At 57.8% G+C, this 18,528-nt stretch carries 17 protein-coding genes; 7 read left to right on the plus strand and 10 right to left on the minus strand.

From position 1 onward, the window contains the following. The first annotated feature begins 845 nt into the window (after positions 1–845). Both AC13QY_RS08720 and AC13QY_RS08725 read left to right on the plus strand, forming a co-directional pair. Positions 846–1,229, plus strand: a complete 384-nt coding sequence (locus AC13QY_RS08720) for a response regulator (protein WP_186449568.1) — start codon at positions 846–848, stop codon at positions 1,227–1,229. Between the two features lie 392 nt (positions 1,230–1,621). Next, a complete protein-coding gene (locus AC13QY_RS08725) occupies positions 1,622–2,005 on the plus strand; it encodes a response regulator (RefSeq protein WP_145323118.1) in 384 nt (127 codons plus the stop codon). 11 nt (positions 2,006–2,016) lie between these two features. On the opposite strand, the gene AC13QY_RS08730 is transcribed toward AC13QY_RS08725, so the two are convergent. The 9 genes from AC13QY_RS08730 to AC13QY_RS08770 form a co-directional block, all read right to left on the minus strand. Further along, positions 2,017–2,547 carry a sigma-70 family RNA polymerase sigma factor gene (locus AC13QY_RS08730; RefSeq protein ID WP_113421088.1) on the minus strand — a complete coding sequence of 177 codons (531 nt, stop codon included), beginning with the start codon at positions 2,545–2,547 and terminating at the stop codon, positions 2,017–2,019. Between the two features lie 342 nt (positions 2,548–2,889). Further along, entirely contained in the window at positions 2,890–3,648 is a 759-nt protein-coding gene (locus AC13QY_RS08735; protein ID WP_488493272.1) for a TIGR04290 family methyltransferase, read from the minus strand. Between the two features lie 2 nt (positions 3,649–3,650). Continuing rightward, complete coding sequence (locus AC13QY_RS08740) at positions 3,651–4,682, minus strand: UDP-glucuronic acid decarboxylase family protein (RefSeq protein WP_113421090.1); 1,032 nt, start codon at positions 4,680–4,682, stop codon at positions 3,651–3,653. 20 nt (positions 4,683–4,702) lie between these two features. Continuing rightward, on the minus strand, positions 4,703–5,806 hold the full coding sequence (locus AC13QY_RS08745; RefSeq protein ID WP_113421091.1) for a CgeB family protein: 1,104 nt from the start codon (positions 5,804–5,806) through the stop codon (positions 4,703–4,705). Then, a complete protein-coding gene (locus AC13QY_RS08750) occupies positions 5,803–6,891 on the minus strand; it encodes a CgeB family protein (RefSeq protein WP_113421092.1) in 1,089 nt (362 codons plus the stop codon). Before AC13QY_RS08750 ends, AC13QY_RS08745 begins: the two co-directional genes overlap by 4 nt. Next, the gene (locus AC13QY_RS08755) at positions 6,888–8,009 is read right to left on the minus strand and encodes a CgeB family protein (RefSeq protein ID WP_488493273.1); all 1,122 of its coding nucleotides are present in this window, start codon (positions 8,007–8,009) and stop codon (positions 6,888–6,890) included. Before AC13QY_RS08755 ends, AC13QY_RS08750 begins: the two co-directional genes overlap by 4 nt. Further along, entirely contained in the window at positions 8,006–9,082 is a 1,077-nt protein-coding gene (locus AC13QY_RS08760) for a glycosyltransferase family 4 protein (RefSeq protein WP_488493396.1), read from the minus strand. Before AC13QY_RS08760 ends, AC13QY_RS08755 begins: the two co-directional genes overlap by 4 nt. 83 nt (positions 9,083–9,165) lie before the next feature. Further along, a complete protein-coding gene (locus tag AC13QY_RS08765) occupies positions 9,166–10,230 on the minus strand; it encodes an NAD-dependent epimerase/dehydratase family protein (protein ID WP_145323121.1) in 1,065 nt (354 codons plus the stop codon). Continuing rightward, on the minus strand, positions 10,227–11,336 hold the full coding sequence (locus tag AC13QY_RS08770) for an NAD-dependent epimerase/dehydratase family protein (protein ID WP_488493274.1): 1,110 nt from the start codon (positions 11,334–11,336) through the stop codon (positions 10,227–10,229). The genes AC13QY_RS08765 and AC13QY_RS08770 overlap by 4 nt, the downstream gene beginning before the upstream one ends. A 261-nt stretch (positions 11,337–11,597) precedes the next feature. Between AC13QY_RS08770 and AC13QY_RS08775 the strand changes: the two genes are divergently transcribed. Both AC13QY_RS08775 and AC13QY_RS08780 read left to right on the plus strand, forming a co-directional pair. Beyond that, entirely contained in the window at positions 11,598–12,587 is a 990-nt protein-coding gene (locus AC13QY_RS08775; RefSeq protein WP_488493275.1) for an MDR/zinc-dependent alcohol dehydrogenase-like family protein, read from the plus strand. Then, the gene (locus tag AC13QY_RS08780; protein ID WP_488493276.1) at positions 12,584–13,630 is read left to right on the plus strand and encodes a Gfo/Idh/MocA family protein; all 1,047 of its coding nucleotides are present in this window, start codon (positions 12,584–12,586) and stop codon (positions 13,628–13,630) included. Before AC13QY_RS08775 ends, AC13QY_RS08780 begins: the two co-directional genes overlap by 4 nt. Positions 13,631–13,970: 340 nt before the next feature. Here AC13QY_RS08780 and AC13QY_RS08785 read toward each other — a convergent pair whose 3' ends face one another. Beyond that, the gene (locus tag AC13QY_RS08785; RefSeq protein WP_488493277.1) at positions 13,971–15,614 is read right to left on the minus strand and encodes a hypothetical protein; all 1,644 of its coding nucleotides are present in this window, start codon (positions 15,612–15,614) and stop codon (positions 13,971–13,973) included. A 248-nt stretch (positions 15,615–15,862) separates the two neighbouring features. Between AC13QY_RS08785 and AC13QY_RS08790 the strand changes: the two genes are divergently transcribed. From AC13QY_RS08790 to AC13QY_RS08800, 3 genes are read left to right on the plus strand one after another with little or no spacing between them, the layout of a single operon-like run. Further along, complete coding sequence (locus AC13QY_RS08790; RefSeq protein ID WP_488493278.1) at positions 15,863–16,966, plus strand: inositol-3-phosphate synthase; 1,104 nt, start codon at positions 15,863–15,865, stop codon at positions 16,964–16,966. Continuing rightward, complete coding sequence (locus AC13QY_RS08795) at positions 16,963–17,562, plus strand: histidine phosphatase family protein (protein ID WP_488493279.1); 600 nt, start codon at positions 16,963–16,965, stop codon at positions 17,560–17,562. Before AC13QY_RS08790 ends, AC13QY_RS08795 begins: the two co-directional genes overlap by 4 nt. Positions 17,563–17,582: 20 nt before the next feature. After that, positions 17,583–18,521, plus strand: coding sequence for a glycoside hydrolase 5 family protein (locus AC13QY_RS08800; protein WP_488493280.1), 939 nt, complete (start codon positions 17,583–17,585; stop codon positions 18,519–18,521). The last annotated feature ends 7 nt before the right edge of the window (positions 18,522–18,528 follow it).

Below are 18,528 nucleotides of genomic sequence, written 5' to 3' on the forward strand. Positions count from 1 at the left end.
AAATTCGGTGCTCTGATTGCCTATATCATATTGGCGGTGCTTATCGGCTGTGTACTTGTCGCGGGAGCCCTTTTCTTTCATCGACATGAGCCACAACGGCCCGGTCAGCCCTCGCCCCACGCCCTGGATCAATCCCAATAGTATGAAGAAAAAGCCGAGGCCGCCCGATCACGATCGGCGTCTCCCACCAGACGCGCCATGAATCCAATCCAGCCCAGCGGCCTTTGAATTCATGACGCGCCTCAGGAGGCGGCTCGCCAGCGGATTTGCGAGCCAGGAGGGACCGGCGTTGACTTCCCTCCGGCGGTCGAACCCTCATGAGCGGGATTTGTTCCTGAATGGAGATAAATATCGCACCGATACCGTGCGGATAAAATGCCGCGCAGATCACGCTCGGCTTTAGGCGCGAAAACCCAAGGCCTTTGGTCCGCCAGCAGCGCAAGATCTTCCAGACAGACTGTCTCGCCGCGGTTCCTGAATCAAGGGCGATCCTTCTTGAATTGCCCGCCGTCTCAAAACGGAGATCTCGTTCAACGGATGAATGACCGTGCTGGGATCGGCGGCCGCGCACTATTGCAATTGACTTCAGTTACACGTCCGAGGATGTTCAAAGCGCCTCGGCCAGCATTCGCCGCATGCTCTGGACCAGTTTCGCCGATGTCCTCACCATTGGTGCGAAGCAGCGCAGGCGGTACCGCCGGCTACTTACTGATAAATGCAGGTTTTGAGGCAACCTTCCGTATCCCTGCAAGTTGGGAGGAAATGGAGGCCGAGGCGGTTCAAAACACTGTACAGTCAGGCAAGGAATTTGTAGATCGTCTTGGTCCTGACGTGGAAGCGATATCATGGTTCGCAGCTACAGCAAGATGTTTGCGGGCAAGCGGGTACTCATCGTTGAAGATGAGTATTTGCTGGCCGACGAAACGCGCCGCCAGCTCAAGAAGTTGGGAGCGACCGTCATTGGCCCCACCGGTCGTGTTGACGTTGCTCTGGAACTGATTGATGACGAGAAGATAGATGTTGCTATTCTCGATATATATCTCGACGGAGAACTGGTATTCCCAGTTGCGGAGAGACTACAGGAGCTCAATATCGCATTCATCTTTGCTACCGGATATGATCCTTCCATCGTGCCCGCGTCGTTCAAGGGATTTTTATTGAACGAAAAGCCGTTCGAATTGGAGAAGATCGCACAAGCGCTATTTGGTCCGCGCCCTAACGGCATGTAAAATAAAGTCGCATCAGATCTTGCACCCCATTTGACGGCGGTGTGAACCGCCGCCCAAGGGCTGGAAGTCATTTCCCCTCCGTCAGGTCGAGGCAACATGTTCGACAGTGTGCCTCGAAGCGGACGAGTATCGCGTCCAGCGCCATTGTGGCTCCATGGTTGTCCACGGCGTGCCACCGCGCCCAATTTGATCTCTACGTCAAAAAAAGCGGACGTACAGTTCCAAAGGCTTTGCCTTCCACTTCGTTCGACACATGAACCTTTGCTGGCTTGAAGGTAATCTTCTGACCGCACAGCTCGCTCGACCGCGTTGATGCGCGACGACCGGCTTCGCATTCACTTTGAATTCACGCAGAGCGAACTATGATCGCATAACCTGAGCTAGGCTGGCCAATGAGCGATTCGACACCTGCGTATAGTAAAATGTTTTCCGGCAAACGGCTCTTGATCGTCGAGGACGACTATTTCCTTACAGAACGGACAAGCCGCAAGTTGTGTTCATTGGGAGCTATTCTGATCGGCCCGATGACCGATGTCCCCCACGCTCTCGATTTGATCGAAAACAATCTGGTGGATGCGGCGATTATCGACATTCGGCTTGATCCAGATCTTGCGTATGCGATGGCTGAAGCGCTTGAGGAAGTTGGGCTTCCCTACGTATTTGCCATAGCGGATAACCCGCCTCCGCAGTTTCCCGGCTTCGTCCTACGAGAAAAAGTTGATGATATCGAGCATATCGCCATGGCGTTGTTCGGTGCGCGACGGCTGGATGTCTGAGAACCGGAGTGTCAGTAAAGGTCCTCATCAAGCTGTTCCGCGAGCTGCTGACGAGCTCGGTTGATGCGGCTTTTTACGGTACCTATCGCACAACCGAACTTCGTGGCGGCATCTTCGTAGGAGCGGCCTTCGATCACCACATACTCCAGCACTATCCGATAGTGTTCCGGGAGGCGGTTGCACGCCCGCTGCAGTTCCTTTGCACGGACTGTCCATTCCTGCGACGCTGGTGCGACGCCAACGTCCGATATGCATTTCTTGTTACCCGGAGCCTCGCGTTTGGCGATGCGGAACTTTGTGCAGAATGTGTTGCGCATGATGGTGAATAGCCACGATTTCAACCGAGTATCAGGATCGAACTGGTCGATATTGGCCAGAGCTTTCGTCAGCGTCTCTTGAACCAAGTCATCGGCATCCGTCGAATTTCGGTGGAATGTTCTGGCGAAAGCGCGCAGGGCTGGAATGAGCTCCACGATTTCAGCCTGCAAACGATTGGAACGGGACAAGTGGATCACGGTATTCTCCTTTGCCGTATCGCTCATTCAACAGCTCTGGTCTGGATGCAGACCTGACATCTCGAGCGACGCCAGTTGCACCCTCTAGTTGATTTCAAATGAAGTTTACTTCACGTGGTGACATTCGCCGCATTAGGGAAATGACCCAGGAGTGTTCTGAGCTCCACTCAACGCTTTCACACTTCGAAGGAACGGCTCCATACCCAGCATGTTCCATGAAATAAGGAGAATCTTTCGGATGGCTGCGCATCCCATGCGGCCCGTCTAAAGACGGTACATGAGACCTCGACGATGTTCGGTATCCAAATCCGTCGGGATCCGCGAGGCGAAAGCAAACGCAGAGCATTCATGCCACCAGACGCCTCCCCCTCACCTCCCGTCCCGCAGGCAAAATCGAGGCGGCTTTTCAACCATGAAGCGATCGGTGCTGCACCGCAGGAGGTATACCTCCGGTTCCGGATTTTGCAGCATTGTAAAACCCGCGCTGCGCAGCATCGCCTCCGTCGCCGCCTTGTTCGGTATGAACCAGTTTGTCGGATCCCCAGCATAGCGATTTTCGACGAAGAACAGCTTCGGGTAATCAGGACGACTGAAAATCTCTTTGTCCTCGAAGTCGTAATCGTCCTTCAGTTCCGGTGTATCGTCCACTCCGCGCTGCATGCATTGAAACAGCATCAGATCCTTGACGACATGCTCGCGAAGAAGGTCAAGCGCCAGGAGAGGATGACGCAGATGGTAGAGGACGCCCATGAAAATAACGAGATCAAACTTCTCGCCTAGCTGCGCGACCTCATAAACGGACATTTGCCGGAAGTCGATATCAACCTCCGCCTGCTTTGCCACGAACGCGGCCTGCCGCAGATAATGCGGATCCGTATCGATCGCCACCACGCGGTCTGCATTGCGTCGTTTCATCTCGAGCGAATAAAATCCCGCGTTGCAGCCGATATCGAGAACGGTCTTGCCCGTCAAATCCGCGGGAATGACGTCCTTGAAGCGCCGCCATTTAAAGCTCGGATAATCCCCGAGAAAATGATCGGGCGCCGTTTCGATGCCCCTTATCCGCAGGTTGTGAAACCATGGCGCCAGTTCGGTAATCTGGCGCCGCAACTCCTCTTGGCTCTGCATGATCACGCTCCGATTGAAAGACCGGTCGGACGCCGGATAGGCAAAGTCTTGCGACGTGCTCGTTGAATAAATTGCGGTTCGTGAAGCGCCTGCCGAAACCATGTAATGGTATAGTCCAGGCCTTCGGCGAGAGGAACCTTCGGCTCCCAGGACAAGAGCTGCTTTGCCCGAGCTATGTCAGGCCGCCGACGCTGTGGATCGTCGGTTGGCAGCGGCCGGTAGGCGATGCTCGAGTTTGTCGGCACCATCTCCAGGATCATATGCGCAAGTTCCTTGACGGTGAACTCGCCGGGATTGCCGAGATTGATGGGCAAGCCGGCGTTTGGCTGCACATTCATTGAGCGGATCAGGCCCTCGACCAGATCGGACACGTAGCAGAAGGATCTCGTCTGGCTGCCATCCCCGTAAATCGTCAGCGGCTCATGCTGTAGCGCCTGGACGATGAAGTTGGAGACGATACGCCCATCATTGGGCTGCATGCGAGGGCCATATGTATTGAAGATGCGCACGACGCGCGCGTCGACGGAGCCCGCACGCAGGCTATCGAAGCAAAGAGCCTCCGCGGCACGTTTTCCCTCGTCGTAGCATGCGCGCGGTCCGATGCAATTGACGTGACCCCAATAATCTTCCTGCTGCGGATGCTCCTCCGGATCGCCATAGACCTCGCTCGTGGAGGCCTGCAGGAAGGATGCGCCGTGACGCTCTGCCAGTTTGAGGAGATTCCCCGTTCCGGCCACGCTGGTCATCATCGTGTGGATAGGGTCGGCTTGATAGAATGGCGGAGAGGCCGGGCACGCCAGATTGTAGATTTGATGAAGCGGCTCGGCGATCTCGAGCTCTTCGCATATGTCATGCTCGATGAGGGTGAAATTAGGATGGTTTTGCAACGACTTGATATTATCGGGCGAACTTGTCAAAAAGCTGTCGACACAAACGACCCGATGACCGCCGGCCATGAGCGCATCGCAAAGGTGAGAGCCGACAAAGCCTGCGCCTCCAGCGACGAGAATGTTCTTTTTGATTACCTGCCGCATGCAATTTCTCCTTTGGATTGCTACGCTAACGCACGTTGGCCTACTTGATTTTGCTGCGGGCCTTCCGCCAGAATGCTCGCCAACTGCCTGGCGCGAGCACGGCCGGTGTGATCACCATGGACGATGCGCTGCGCGAGATCCGCCATTCCGCGCCGCTCCTCCTCCGAAAGATCGGCCAGCGCACCGACCACATCTGCCGTGTCATGCGCGATCAAGATGGAACGATCTTGTGGGAAAAGCTCATCGAGGCCGCGCCAGAAATCGCTGATGATCGGCGTGCCGCAAGCGGCCGCCTCAAACAAGCGCACGCTCGGCGACCAGCCCGCTTCGATCATGTCGGATCGGGTAATATTGAGGGTAAATCTTTGCCGGCTGTAGAAGGACGCATGATCGGCGGGCGCGAGATGTTCGATGCGAGTTACATTCTCGGGCCAGTCGATATCAGCGGGAAATTGCGGCCCGGCCACGATAAACCGCATATGCGGCAGCTGCCGTGCCGGCTCTATCAGAAGCTTCTGTAATTTTTCCTGTCTGTCGGGGCTGTAGGTGCCAAGATAGCCAAGATCCCAAAAGGTTTCCTCGCCCGTATTCCTGTAAAGCCGCTCATCGACGGAGCAATAGAGAGCCTCCGCACGCGAGACGCCGAACTCCGCCACCAGCCGGTCGAGGACGCCTCCGCCCGAAAAAGATAGATAGAGATCGAACAGCGGCATTTGACGTCCGGCGATATATTCCTGATCGCCCTGTCCGAGTTTCGCAAGCGTGACCGGTGTGTCGATATCATAGAAGCATAAGAGCCGAGGCTTCAGCGCGGCAACCATATCGATCACCGCTACGCCATCCGGCACATAGGAACCGATGATGACGGCATCGGCAGCGGTCAATCGCCGCTCAAATCGGCTCCTGAGTTCATCCATACTGTCGTAATAGGAAAGCTCACAGAAATCCGCATCGGGAAGGTCTCTATGCGTGGCATACCAGGGAACATCCCGCTCGAGGAAAAGCACATGATGCCCTTCGGCATGGAGACCTCTGATCAAGGAACGGAACGTGGTCGCATGACCGTTTCCCCAGGAGGAAGACAAGGAGAGGCCCAATATCACGATATCGAGTGCGCGGCTCATTCGGCGGCCTCCTTGCTGGCGAAACGAGACCGTAAGAGTTGATCGACTTCGACGGCACGATGCCGGTACGTGTGCTCGCCGAGTACCCTCGCGAGCGCTCTTTTACCCGTCTCGGCCGCACGTTCGGGGGTCAGGCCGGCCAGGATTTCACGCACATCCCGGCCATCGCGCGCGACGAACACCTCCTCGTTCGGCGTCAGAAAATGGTCAATTCCTTCCCAATAGTCTGTGATCAGGCAGGCGCCGGCCCCGGCCGCTTCGAACACGCGCGTGGCGGGTGAAAAGCCGTTCTCGGCCATGCTCTCGCGCGAGATGTTGAGCACAGCCTTCGGCGTCGCGTTAAAGGCATTATGATCGCGGGTCGGCACGTGCCCGATATAACGGACGTTGCTCGACATCGGTTTGTCGTCCCACCCCGCACCGCCCAAAAGAAAGCGCTGCGAAGGCATGGCTGCGGCCGGCTCTAGAAAAAAGGCCTCGACGCGCGCCTCTCTATCGGGCAGGCGATTGCCAAGAAAGCCAAGGGTCGCCTCGAAGCGAGGATCGTTGGTGACGGGATGATGTGTCTGCGGATCAAGCGCGTTGTAGATCGGAATGCATGCGAGCGCGCCAAGCTGCCGGTATTTTTTTATGACAGGCTCCCCGCCGCCATAGGTCAGAATCAGATCCAGGTCGGCAAGTGCCTTGCGAAGCGGATGATCCGCGGTTGTCTGCATTTCGGCAAGCGTCGCCGGCGCATCCACATCCCAGAAAATTTTGAGAGCCCCCGGCCGGGCAGCCGTCATGACCTCCTGCAAAAGCAGGTCGTCCTCGAAGCCGACGCCGCTCGTCTTGATGACAACATCGGCAAGGGCCGCGTCGACCGCAACCTCCTTCAAGGCGGCAATCGTTCCATCGTAAACGACCACCTCGCACCAATCGGGCGGATCGATATCGCGATGTTCCTGGCGCTGATAGACGTCCGGCTCGTAGAAGGTGATACGGTAACCCCTGGCCGCCAAGGCCTTCAGCAGACCGCGATAATAGGTGGCCGCACCGTTCCAATAGGCCGACAGAAGGCTCGAGCCATAGAAAGCGATCTTCATTCCGCAACCTCCCGCTTATCCACTGCATTGTGCCGCTCCAAAATGTTCAGGAGTTCTTCCACGCGATGGCCGCAAGTGTGCCGAGTGCGTATCCGCTCCAGGCCGGAAGCAATCAGCGCATTGGCGAGCGCCGGGTCCGAAAGGACATCACGAATGAGGCGGGTCATTTCACCGCCCGTTCTGGCGACGAGAAAATCCCTGCCGGGCCGGAAAAGCTCTTCGCAATCATCCCATGGAGCGGATATCAGCGGAATTCCGCAGGCGAGCGCCTCGAAGACACGTATCGTCGGAATGCCCGGCAGGGATTCAACATAGGGGCGCCTCGGGATATGCACGGTCACGCGGTTTTCGGCGAAGGCCCGCGGCACGTCGGCATTTGCGATCCAGCCGCCGTAATCGATACCGGCTTTGCGCAGAGCGTCGAGCGCTGTCGGAGGATAGCGCACACCTCGCACCGTGGTCCTCAGTGCGTCTTTCCCGACACGGCTGGCAGGCTCGATGAGAAAACGGCCGATCTCGGCGCTGCGTTCATCATCGCCCCAATTACCGATCCATATGAGGTCACCTTTCTTTTCCACATCGGGCATCGGCCTGAACAACGCCTCGTCGGCGGCTTCGTGCCACGTGAAGACATAGTTCCCCCACCCTGCCTTGAGGTAGCGCTGGCGCAACGTCTCACCAAAGGCGAGAATGAGATCATAATTCTCAAGATCAAGACCTGCGATTTCACTCCGTGCGGAGACGGCGCGATGGTGCGTGTCATGGAAGATAAGTGTGAAGCGCCCGCCGATGCGCCTGGCCCTACCGAGGCGCTTGATGAGCGCGGGATCCGTCCACTCGTGGACGACGACGACGTCAGCGTCGCCGATCGCCTCCTCATGGTCGAAGGCGCTGTCGTAGGCGAGTGACGTCAGCTGCGGGAAAGTACGACGGAAAGCTTCCAGTGCCCGCGGCCCTTGATCCATGAGGAGATTGCGGCGGCTCCAGGAATCGGAAGGTTCCAGGGCGATCGCATCATGCCCGCGCCTCAGGAGCTCGCGCATGATTCCGCGCAGGAAATGCGCATTGCCATGGTTCCAATCCGAAACGAGAGAGTGCGTGTAGAATACGAATTTCATGGATGCACCGCCTCTCTCTCCTCGGCATGCTGCATGGCGCTTGCGTAAACATTCAGAAGCGACCGGCACTGATGGTCGAGCGAATAGGCCCGCGATCGTTTCTGTGCTGACATAGCCTGCTCTTTCCGCAGCCTTTCGTTCTGCGCCAGCAAATCGATCGCATCGGCAAAGCCGGCGGCGTCGTGCGGATTTGCAAAAAGTGCTGCCCCATCCCAAAGCTCGCGATAGGTCGGAATATCTGCCAAAACGAGGGCAGCTCCGGCACGGGCTCCCTCAAGCACGGCTAGCCCGAAGGGCTCGTACAAAGAGGGCGACACGACGATACCGGCCTGAGCCATGACGGCGGCAAGCTGATGATGATGCAACTCCCCTAGCTGAACGGCATGCTTGATGGAAAAATGCTGGCCGGACGGCCCATCCACAGCTCCCGCCATGAATATCTTCGCGCGCGAGAGGCGTGCGGCCTCATCCAATACCGCACCATTCTTGCCATCATCCCACCATCGGCCAACCGCCAGGGCAAAATTCTCCTTGAGGGTTGACCGAGCAGGGAGCTCGCTCGAATTATGGACGACCTCCAAATGGGAAATCGGCCCGTAACACGTTCGAAGCGCATGCGCATGGCTATGGCTCGGCGCAACAACGATATCGGCCCGGTCGAAACCTTGCCGGTTGCGCGAGAATTGCCATCTCCATGGCTCGGGGACATCCGCGCCGCGCACGGATTGAAACCATGTCACGACGCATGAATGCGAAACAGCGACCACAGGCAGATCGATGTCGAGACCGACAGCCTGTGAGGGGAGATTCAGATGAAGCAAGTCTATGGAATACCGATCAATAAGCTGCCTCAGAAGATGGGGAATAATGTCGAGCTCATCTTCATTTCCCGCCGTCCAATCCAGGGGAGCATCCAGCCAAACCAATGGTCCGACTGCGATTGCTTCCTGCTCCTGCTCGGAGGAAGGCGATGGTCCAAATCCGGCCAATACGGTGTTAATCCCGAACCAATGTAATCCCCTGGCGAGATCCATGGCGTATCGCCATACGCCGCCGACGGCATCCAGCGTCATGAGAACAGTCTGCGGCTTGCGAGCATCAAGCGCATAGACCGGCGAAGGCATCAAATTGGATTGGCGGACATCAACCTCTCCATTCATGCCGAGGCCCTCCGAGCACGATATGAATCGCCTAGGCGGTTGCTCACGAGCCAATCGCAAAGGTCACGCACGCCGTCACGCCATGATATTTCAGGCGCCCAGCCGATGGCTTCGCGCAATGCGCTGGTGTTCGTGACGAAGTAGAGCTGATCTCCAACGCGCCAGTCGGAATGCATTGTCGCGATCGGCCTGCCGATGATCCTTTCGATTTCCCTGAGCACGATGCGAATGCTCACGGCGTTATCAGGCCCTCCTCCCAGATTGAAGGCCTTGCCCTTTGCTTCATCGATCGAGCTCAGCAGGCCCCGATAGGCGCGCACGGCATCATCGACATGTAAGATATCGCGCACTTGCCGGCCGTCGCCATAAATCGAAATGGCTTCATCGTTCAGCGCGCGGATCAAGAAATGAGCGACCCAACCTTGATCTTCGGTGCCAAACTGCCGCGGACCATAGATGCAGCTCATGCGTAAAACGGCGGTGAGCGAACCAAAGGACTTGGCATAGTCGAGAACATATTGATCAGCGACTCCCTTGGAGCAGCCATATGGCGTGCAGAAATTCAGCCTGCGATCCTCGTCGAAGCCGTGCTCGCGCAGCAATTCGTCGGCGGGTATATAGCGGTCTTCCAATCCGGCCATCGCGATGTCGTGGATGTCGCCGTATACCTTGTTCGTGCTGGAAAAAATGATCGGCGCCGTGTTGCCCGCCTTGCGCACCGCTTCCAGCACATTGAGCGTTCCGCGGGCATTCGTCTCGAAATCATGCAGGGGATGGTCGAGGCTGGTCGTCACCGCCGTTTGAGCCGCAAGATGAAAGACTGCCCGTGCCCCTATGAAATATGGAGCGATGGCATCGAAGTCGCGGATATCAGCGATTGCCGATTGAACGCGATCTCCATGATTGCTTTTCAGCCAGCGAAGATTCTGCTCGACGCCGGGCCGGCTAAGATTGTCGAGGACGATCACATCCTCACCGTCTCTAAGATAGCTGTCGGCGAGATTGCTTCCGATGAAGCCACTGCCGCCAACGATGATGATGGGGCCTTCGGGTAATCTCATGACATGAGCCCTCGTTCCTTGAGATGCCGGGTCATCTCGGCATTCCTGTCGATAGCTTCGGTTGTCAGAACCCAGTCCGCAAAGGACTCGAGGGATCCATCGAGATGGTAACGCGGCTCGAAGCCGAGCAATTCCCTCGCTTTTGAAATATCGGCGAAGCAATGACGGATATCGCCGCTGCGGGATTTGCCAGTAATTTCGGGCGCCAATTCCGGGGTTCCCATGGCGGCGGCAAGCAGCATCGCGACCTGCGCTATGGTATAGGCTTGGCCGCTGCCGATATTGATGACGTGACCCGCCGCCGGCTTGCGCTCCAGTGCCAGCCGAAAGGCGCGCGCGACATCGCGCACATGAACAAAGTCGCGGCGCTGATTGCCGTCTTCGAAAATCATCGGCGGCTGGCCATTGGCAAGGCGCGAAGCGAAATTTGCGAGCACGCCTGTATAGGGATTGGAAAGCGCTTGACCGGCACCAAAGACGTTGAACAAGCGCAATGCCACTGCCTCGATGCCATAGGCGCGGCCGAAGATGAGCGTCTGGCGCTCTTGTGCATATTTTGTCAGCGCATAGATGGAGACGAGATCGACGGGTTTCTCCTCATCCGTCGGCGCGGGAAGAAGCGGCTCACCGTTGGGGCTCAGCGGATCCCACAGTCCCTCGGCGAGACGACCGACATCGCGCCTTATATAGCCGAGGCGATGCCCTACCGGCGAGACATACATGCCCTCGCCATAGACGCTCATCGAGGATGCGACGACAATTCGTCTGATCGGAAGGCCGATCATGGCTTCCAGAAGAACGGCGGTACCGAGATCGTTGGTACCGACATAACGGGCAATCTCATACATGGACTGGCCGACACCGACCTCCGCCGCTAGGTGGATGACGGCATCAATGCCTTGCAAAGCCTCCCGGACCGCTCCCTTGTCGCGCACGTCAGCACGGACAACATCCGCCGCATCCACCACTTGCTGGAAGCCGGAAGGACCATGCACCTGATCGATCAGGGCATCGAGAACGCGTACCTGATATCCATTTTCAAGCAGTTCCTCCGTGACATGCCGACCAATAAAACCGCATCCACCAGTGACGAGAACATGTGACATTGAACACCCTGGGCTGTTGAGTTGAGAGGCTTTTGATCGCCCCTAACAGTGATCCCCAAGGAATGTTCCTGACGCTATGACATCATTATCTTTGTAGACTTCTTCCATGATGCGCTTCGATTTCGCTCGTCTGGCTACATCCTTGTACCTGCCACGAAGCATCTTCATCATCTTCTGGAACAAGCCATGCGCATGCCAGTTAGGCACGCCTCTTCGATCCAATTCGACGATCGGAAGGCTAGAACTCCAAGGAGAGTATGAATGAACGCGATCACATCAGTGCAGGCAGTCGATATGAAAGCGGCCGTCGTGACGGGACCCGGGCAGCTGCACGTAGAACGCTTGGCTATGCCCGAACCTGCCGCCGGTCAACTGCGTGTGAAATTGGAAGGTTGCGGAGTATGCGCCTCGAACCTGACGCCATGGTCAGGCCCGGAATGGATGCGGTTTCCGACGGAGCCCGGAGGACTGGGACATGAAGGCTGGGGGACTATCGATGCGATCGGAGATGATGTCGCCGGTTTTGCTGTTGGTGATCGCGTCGCGACTTTAAGTCAGCATGCTTATGCCACCTACGATCTCGCCGATCAGAGCGACATTGTCCGGCTACCCGCCTGGCTCGATAATCGGCCGTTTCCGGGAGAGCCGTTAGGTTGCGCCATGAATATTTTCAAGCGATGCGACGTTCAACCGGGGCAGTTCGTCGCCATCGTTGGAATTGGCTTCCTCGGTGCCTTGCTGACCCAGCTGTGCGTGGCCGCCGGCGCGCATGTCATCGCGATTTCCCGAAGGCCATTTTCTCTGGAGGTCGCCAGACGCGCGGGGGCGCTCGAAACAATAGAGATGGCGGACCACTGGCAGATTATCGAGAAAGTGAAGCAAGCGACGCGAGGGCAATTCTGCGATCGTGTGATCGAGGCCGTAGGCAAGCAATGGCCGCTTGATCTCGCAGCCGAACTGACGCGCGAGCGCGGACGCCTGGTCATTGCGGGCTATCATCAAGATGGCCCAAGGCAGGTCAATATGCAGTTGTGGAACTGGCGAGGGCTCGATGTCGTCAATGCTCACGAGCGGGACTCGGCCGTTTATGTGCAAGGCATTCGCGATGCGATCGCGGCAATCGAAGCCGGTCGGCTCGATCCATGGTCTTTCCTGACCCACCGTTTTCCGCTTGAGCGGCTCGATGATGCCTTGAACATGACACGGGACCGCCCCGACGGCTTCCTCAAAGCCCTGGTTATATACCGATGAGCGTTCGCGACGAACACGCTAGCCGTGGCCGTGTCAACGGCAGCCTTCGGCTTGGCTTTCTGGGTGTCGGCTGGATTGGCAGGCACCGCATGAAGGCTATCCTGGACACCGGGTTGGTCGGAAAGACGTTCATCTGCGACCCATCGGCGGAGATGGCGCGAACAGCTGCAGAACTTGCCGGGCAGGGCAAGATCGTATCTCGCTTCGATGATCTGCTCGCCGAACCGCTCGATGGGATCGTCATTGCCACCCCCAGCGCCTTGCACGCAGAGCAGACCGTTGCTGCTCTTGAACAAGGCATTGCCGTCTTTTGCCAGAAGCCGCTGGGCCGCACCCGAACCGAAGTCGAACAGGCGATTGCGGCGGCCCGGAAGGCGGACCGCTTGATGCAGGTGGACCTTTCCTACAGGCACACGAAGGCCATGAGCCTCATCCGTGACCTAGTTCGCAAAGGAGAACTCGGCCGGATCTTCGCTGTCGATATGGTCTTTCACAACGCCTATGGGCCTGACAAGCCCTGGTTCTACGACAGGCAACGCTCGGGCGGGGGCTGCGTCATGGATCTGGGGATCCATCTGGTTGACCTGGCATTATGGACACTCGACTTCCCGGCCATCGCCGGGGTTCAAAGCTGCCTTCTTCGAAAGGGCGCTCCAATCCCTCCCAACAGCAACGATGTGGAAGATTTCGCCTTCGCCACTATAACCTTGTCGAATGGCGTAACTTTCCGATTGGCCTGCTCCTGGGGCCTCAATGCTGGTTGCGATGCCGTTATCGGCGCAAGCTTCCACGGAACGCAGGGAGGGGCCGTCATGCGGAACCTCAACGGTTCTTTCTATGATTTCGCCGCGGAACGACACAGCGGAACACGCACCGATCTCCTTGTCGAGCCGCCGGATGATTGGGGCGGGCGGGCAGCGGCGGCCTGGGCAACGCACTTGGCCGGAGACAACAGCTATGACCCAGCCTGCGAGGGCCTCACTAGTTCTGCCGCGGTTATTGACGCGATATATGCCGCCGGGAGCAACGGTATCGGCGAATAGCGATTTTGTGCAAGCAGCTGGAACCCATGCCCTTCAGGCGAGTTCGATGCGATCTCAATGCATCAACTTATGGATCGCTACGATGCAATCGGGTGAAAGCCGCGGCTCAGGCGCATCGACACAAGGCTCGGACGTTCTTTCCGAAACGACACTTCCGCGCTGGGTGGTTCGTTCCTTGGCCGACAACGGCATTACCCGCTGTCACGAGGCTGCGGGCATGACGGACGACCAATTGTTGATGCTGAGAGGTGTCGGCATCCAATCCATCAAACTCATCAGAACGGCCTTGGGATATCGACCTGACATGACTTCGGACAAACCCGACTCCGCCGAGGAGGCATCAGCCATTGAAGATGGCGGGACGGTCCGCCAGTAATGCGCGGATGCACCCTTCATAGCGCGCCACGGCATTCGTCAGACGTCCTCGCTCAGCAGTATCTTGGCTTTGTGCCGCCAAAGACCAAAGGCCTATCTGAAAGCCTAGATAGCATGCCTCGAACACGTCAAGCACATCCTCGCGCACATCGCGACCGGCTTCTGCCGCAACAATCTGAGCCAAATGTAGCCGCTGCGCCTTCGATAGATCGAATTCCACACACGCACCCGCGACATCCCAGGCGACATCCTGACATCCGATGAGATCATGAGAGGCATTGTGATCCAGCGCATCGGTCTTCATCAAACGGCCGTCTTGCCGCCTTACCCATTCCCATCGGTGAAGCCGACTATCCGTATCCGTCCGCCGCAAATATTTCGTCAAACGATGCGGCTGGCCAATCAGTCGTTCAACGTGATTAGCGATCTCGCTTCCGAGGGCCTCCCCGATATTGACGACGGCCATATGGCATAGATCGGAGAGCGATGCTCCTCCATGCGCAGCAGGAAGATGGCCTGCCCGGAAACCAAGATACTGGCCGATCTGCTCAACCATTTCCTTTGATGCCGGCCCCACCGTCATTGGAGAGCCCTCTACCCATGGTTCGACAATGAAGCCGTGACAGGTCCCCAATACCGGTGGTGTGAAGCCGGCCTCGCTCAACACCCTGCCTCTTGCCTGCTTGGTTGCCGTATCGCAAAGCCCTGCAAATTTCACCAGATGGCGCGCCTCGCCGTTCGACAGCAGAAATTTCAGCTTCTCCTGCTGCCGATAGCTCGGCGGCCAATTGTGCGGATCCCCATAGCGAAGCCTTCGCCACTCGCCCCCCGACAGGTCCTGCCAGGAATCTCCGCTCACGCCCAGGAGCTCGCAAGCCCACGACTTGAGGTTATGTTTCTTTTCCGGCGCGTCCAGGATCAGCTCGTGAACATCGACGACATGCGGTCTCCGCTGCCTCCACCGGCGAAGATGCGTCTTGCTGACCTGCCCACCTGGGTCGCCCTTGTGACTTGGAAAAAAATGAAGGCGCTCGGCAGGGACCCCATTCGTCTCCAGCCAATCCGCTATGCAGCCAAATGAACTGCCCGACAATCCGGGGCCTTCATCGACAATGGCGAAATCCGTATCGGATCGGCTCAGAATTTGATTTTGCAAAGCTTCCCCTGGCAGCACGTGCCGGCGGAAAGGATCGCCCGTCGGCCGCAGGGAATAGGCAGGCCCGGAGCCGAGCGCGGCCGCGACAAGCGCGCCAAGGCCGACGCCGATACTGCGCACGCCGATCACCACGGTCTCGGAGGTGAGGCCTGAACGCAAGGCCGCCTCCAGAAAGCTCTCGGGATAGAGCGCATAATGAGCATAACCTTCGGGCCGCCTGATCCAGATGAATTCCTCAACCCCGAGGCGCTCCAGCAACGCTTTCCAATCGGCTGAAAGCGTCAGAGGCGCGGAGAAACCTCTTTGCCACGACTGCAGAATCATCCGGGCTTGCATGAGCAGCAGCTCCGCACCGGCAGTCTGCGTGTCGGAAATCTCATCGCAGCCTCTTTGCTGAAATTCACGATCGGCAAGCCCCTGGACGAGTTCGCCGGCCATAATGAAGGTCTGCACCAGGAGCTCGTGCCGATGGCGATCTGGCTTCATACTTAAGCAAGTCATCATGCCATCTGCGATCCGGCGGCATATCGATGCGGCGTCCTCGACACGCTCCATATCTCCGTAGACCAGCATCGCCGCACCTCTTCAATCCGAAACATTCGAACGCGCGAAACCGGCTTGCGATCCATTGAAAGATTTTTTCGGGAACAGATGCCTCCCCTCCTTGTTCGGGGATGGCTTTGTAGATGCTGGAGAAAGACATGCGTTCCCATTCCATTCGAGTAGCTATCGTCGGTGTCGGCAATTGCGCGTCCTCGCTTGTGCAGGGGCTGACCTACTATCGCGATGCCGAAAGCAACGAGCCCGTCCCTGGCCTCATGCATGTGGACCTCGGAGGATATCATGTTCGCGACGTCGAGATTTCGGCGGCTTTCGATATCGCCGCTTCCAAGGTCGGGAAGGATGTCGCCGAGGCCATTTACGCCGAACCCAACAATACCCAGCGTTTTGCCGAGGTCGCGCCGACTGGCATCAAGGTCAATCGCGGCAAGACCCTCGATGGCCTGGGCCGATACTTGAAGGACGAGATCCTACAATCGGAAGAGCCGGTCGCCGATGTCGTCGAAATTTTGCGCCAGACGCAGACAGAAGTGCTTGTCTCCTATCTTCCGGTCGGGTCCGAGGAAGCCACGCAGTGGTATGCCGAACAGGCGCTCGCTGCAGGGTGCGCCTTCGTCAACTGCATCCCCGTTTTCATCGCCTCGAAGCCTGAATGGCAGCGCCGTTTTGCCGAGAGCCGCCTGCCCCTCATCGGGGACGATATAAAAAGCCAGGTGGGCGCGACGATCGTCCACCGTATGCTCGTCAACCTTTTCCGCGAGCGCGGCGTAAGGGTCGATCGCACCTATCAGCTGAATTTCGGCGGCAATACGGACTTCCTCAACATGTTGGAACGCGAGCGGCTTGAATCGAAGAAGATCTCAAAGACGCAGTCGGTGACGAGCCAGCTCGATGTTCCGCTTGCGCCGACGGACATCCATGTCGGACCGAGCGATCATGTTCCATGGCTCGCGGACCGTAAATGGGCTTATATCAGGCTGGAGGGAACGACGTTCGGCGGCGTGCCGCTCAATGCGGAACTGAAGCTGGAAGTGTGGGATTCGCCCAATTCGGCCGGTGTGGTCATCGACGCGATACGCTGCGCCAAACTGGCGCTCGATCGCGGCATCGGCGGCCCTCTGGTAGGTCCATCGAGCTACTTCATGAAATCACCGCCGCGCCAATTCACCGATCAGGAAGCCCGCAGGCGTACGCAAGCTTTCATCGAGGACCAGGAGGATGCCTTGCCCGGAGCGGCGGAATGACGACGACCTTCTTCCTTGTTCGTCACGCAGCCCACGACAATCTCGGCGCTTTTCTTGCAGGTCGCACACATGGGATCGTTCTCGGCGATGCGGGCTTGTCGCAGGCAAATCGCCTTGGACCGCGCATGGCGCGCTACCATCTGGATGCGGTTTACAGCAGCCCGCGCGAACGCACCCGGCAGACGGCCGAAGCAATCGTCTCCGCATGCGGGCTGGGTTCCCCGCGGATCGAAGAGGCACTGGATGAAGTCGATTTCGGCGATTGGAGCGGCAAGACCTTTTCGACGCTCGAACAAGACGCCCAATGGCGACGTTGGAACACCATGCGCAGCCTTGTACGGGCGCCGAACGGCGAAACCATGCTCGACGTTCAGAGCCGCGTTTGGAAATTGATTGCAGATCTCGCGAGCAAGGCCGATGGCAAGAGGCTGGCGCTCGTATCCCACGGCGATGTCATCAAAGCGGCGGTCAGCCATGTTCTCGGCCTGCCGATCGACGCCTGGCTGAGGTTCGACGTGGAACCAGCATCCGTGACCCACATGGTCGTCGGAGATTGGGGAGCGAAAATCATCACCCTCAATGAAATGAATCCATGAGCTTGTCGCGGGAGATCAGCATGATCGAAGCAGCTATGATTTGGAACGAGCCAAACAACAAGTCGCACTGGGATCCGGAGATAGATCCCGACTGGAGCCGGTTTGCCGAAATGGCGATACTGGCCGCCGACGCGATCGCGCTTGCGAATCCCGACTTGGTCAAGGTGCTGGGCGGCATCTCTCCGATTGATCCCGCCTTCATGGATCGAATGAAAAACTATGGGGTCCTGGATCATCTCGACGCCGTCGCGGTTCACGGCTTTCCGCTGGACTGGAATCTATGGCAAATTGACGAATGGCCGCGGAGAATCGCCGAAATCGCTGATGTCACCGATCTTCCCGTCTGGGTCAGCGAGGTCGGCGTATCGAGTTTTGGCGCTGAATACGTGCAGCTTTGGGGCTTGAACCGCACGATCGAGCTGCTCAAGGGGAAGGTGCCGCAATTCCAGTGGTACAGTCTCTTCGACCTTCCGAGGTCATGGGAAGCGACCACGCGCCACAAGGAAGCCGAGGGTTCCTCTTATTATCGGCACTACTACATGGGTCTTCTGCGGGAGGACGGTACGCCGAAGCCGGCCCTTGACGCCTTCGCCCGGCATGCCCCGGAACTCGGCCTGGTTCAATGGTTTCATTTCGAAGATCCGCGACTTGACGAGGCGGTCGCCTGGATGAAGCGGCTCAGGGTGAAATCGATCAGGACAGGCCTTTCCTGGGCGGATCGTTTCCGTCCCAATGCGCTGGACTGGTTCGATCGGCAAATGCGCAGCCTTGAGGACTTCGATGTCACGGTCACCTTCTGCTTCACGCCGGAACATCGCGGTATCGCCCCTCATCATACGAGTGCACCGCTGGTGCCGGAAGAATTTGCCGAATTCTGCCGCGAAATGGTCGAACGCTATGCCCCGCATCGGACCGCTGATCGCTTCGATCGGCCGTCTTCCGCCATGACGGCTTTCTAATCATCCG

This window comes from Martinezella sp. CNPSo 3795 (genome assembly GCF_057784475.1).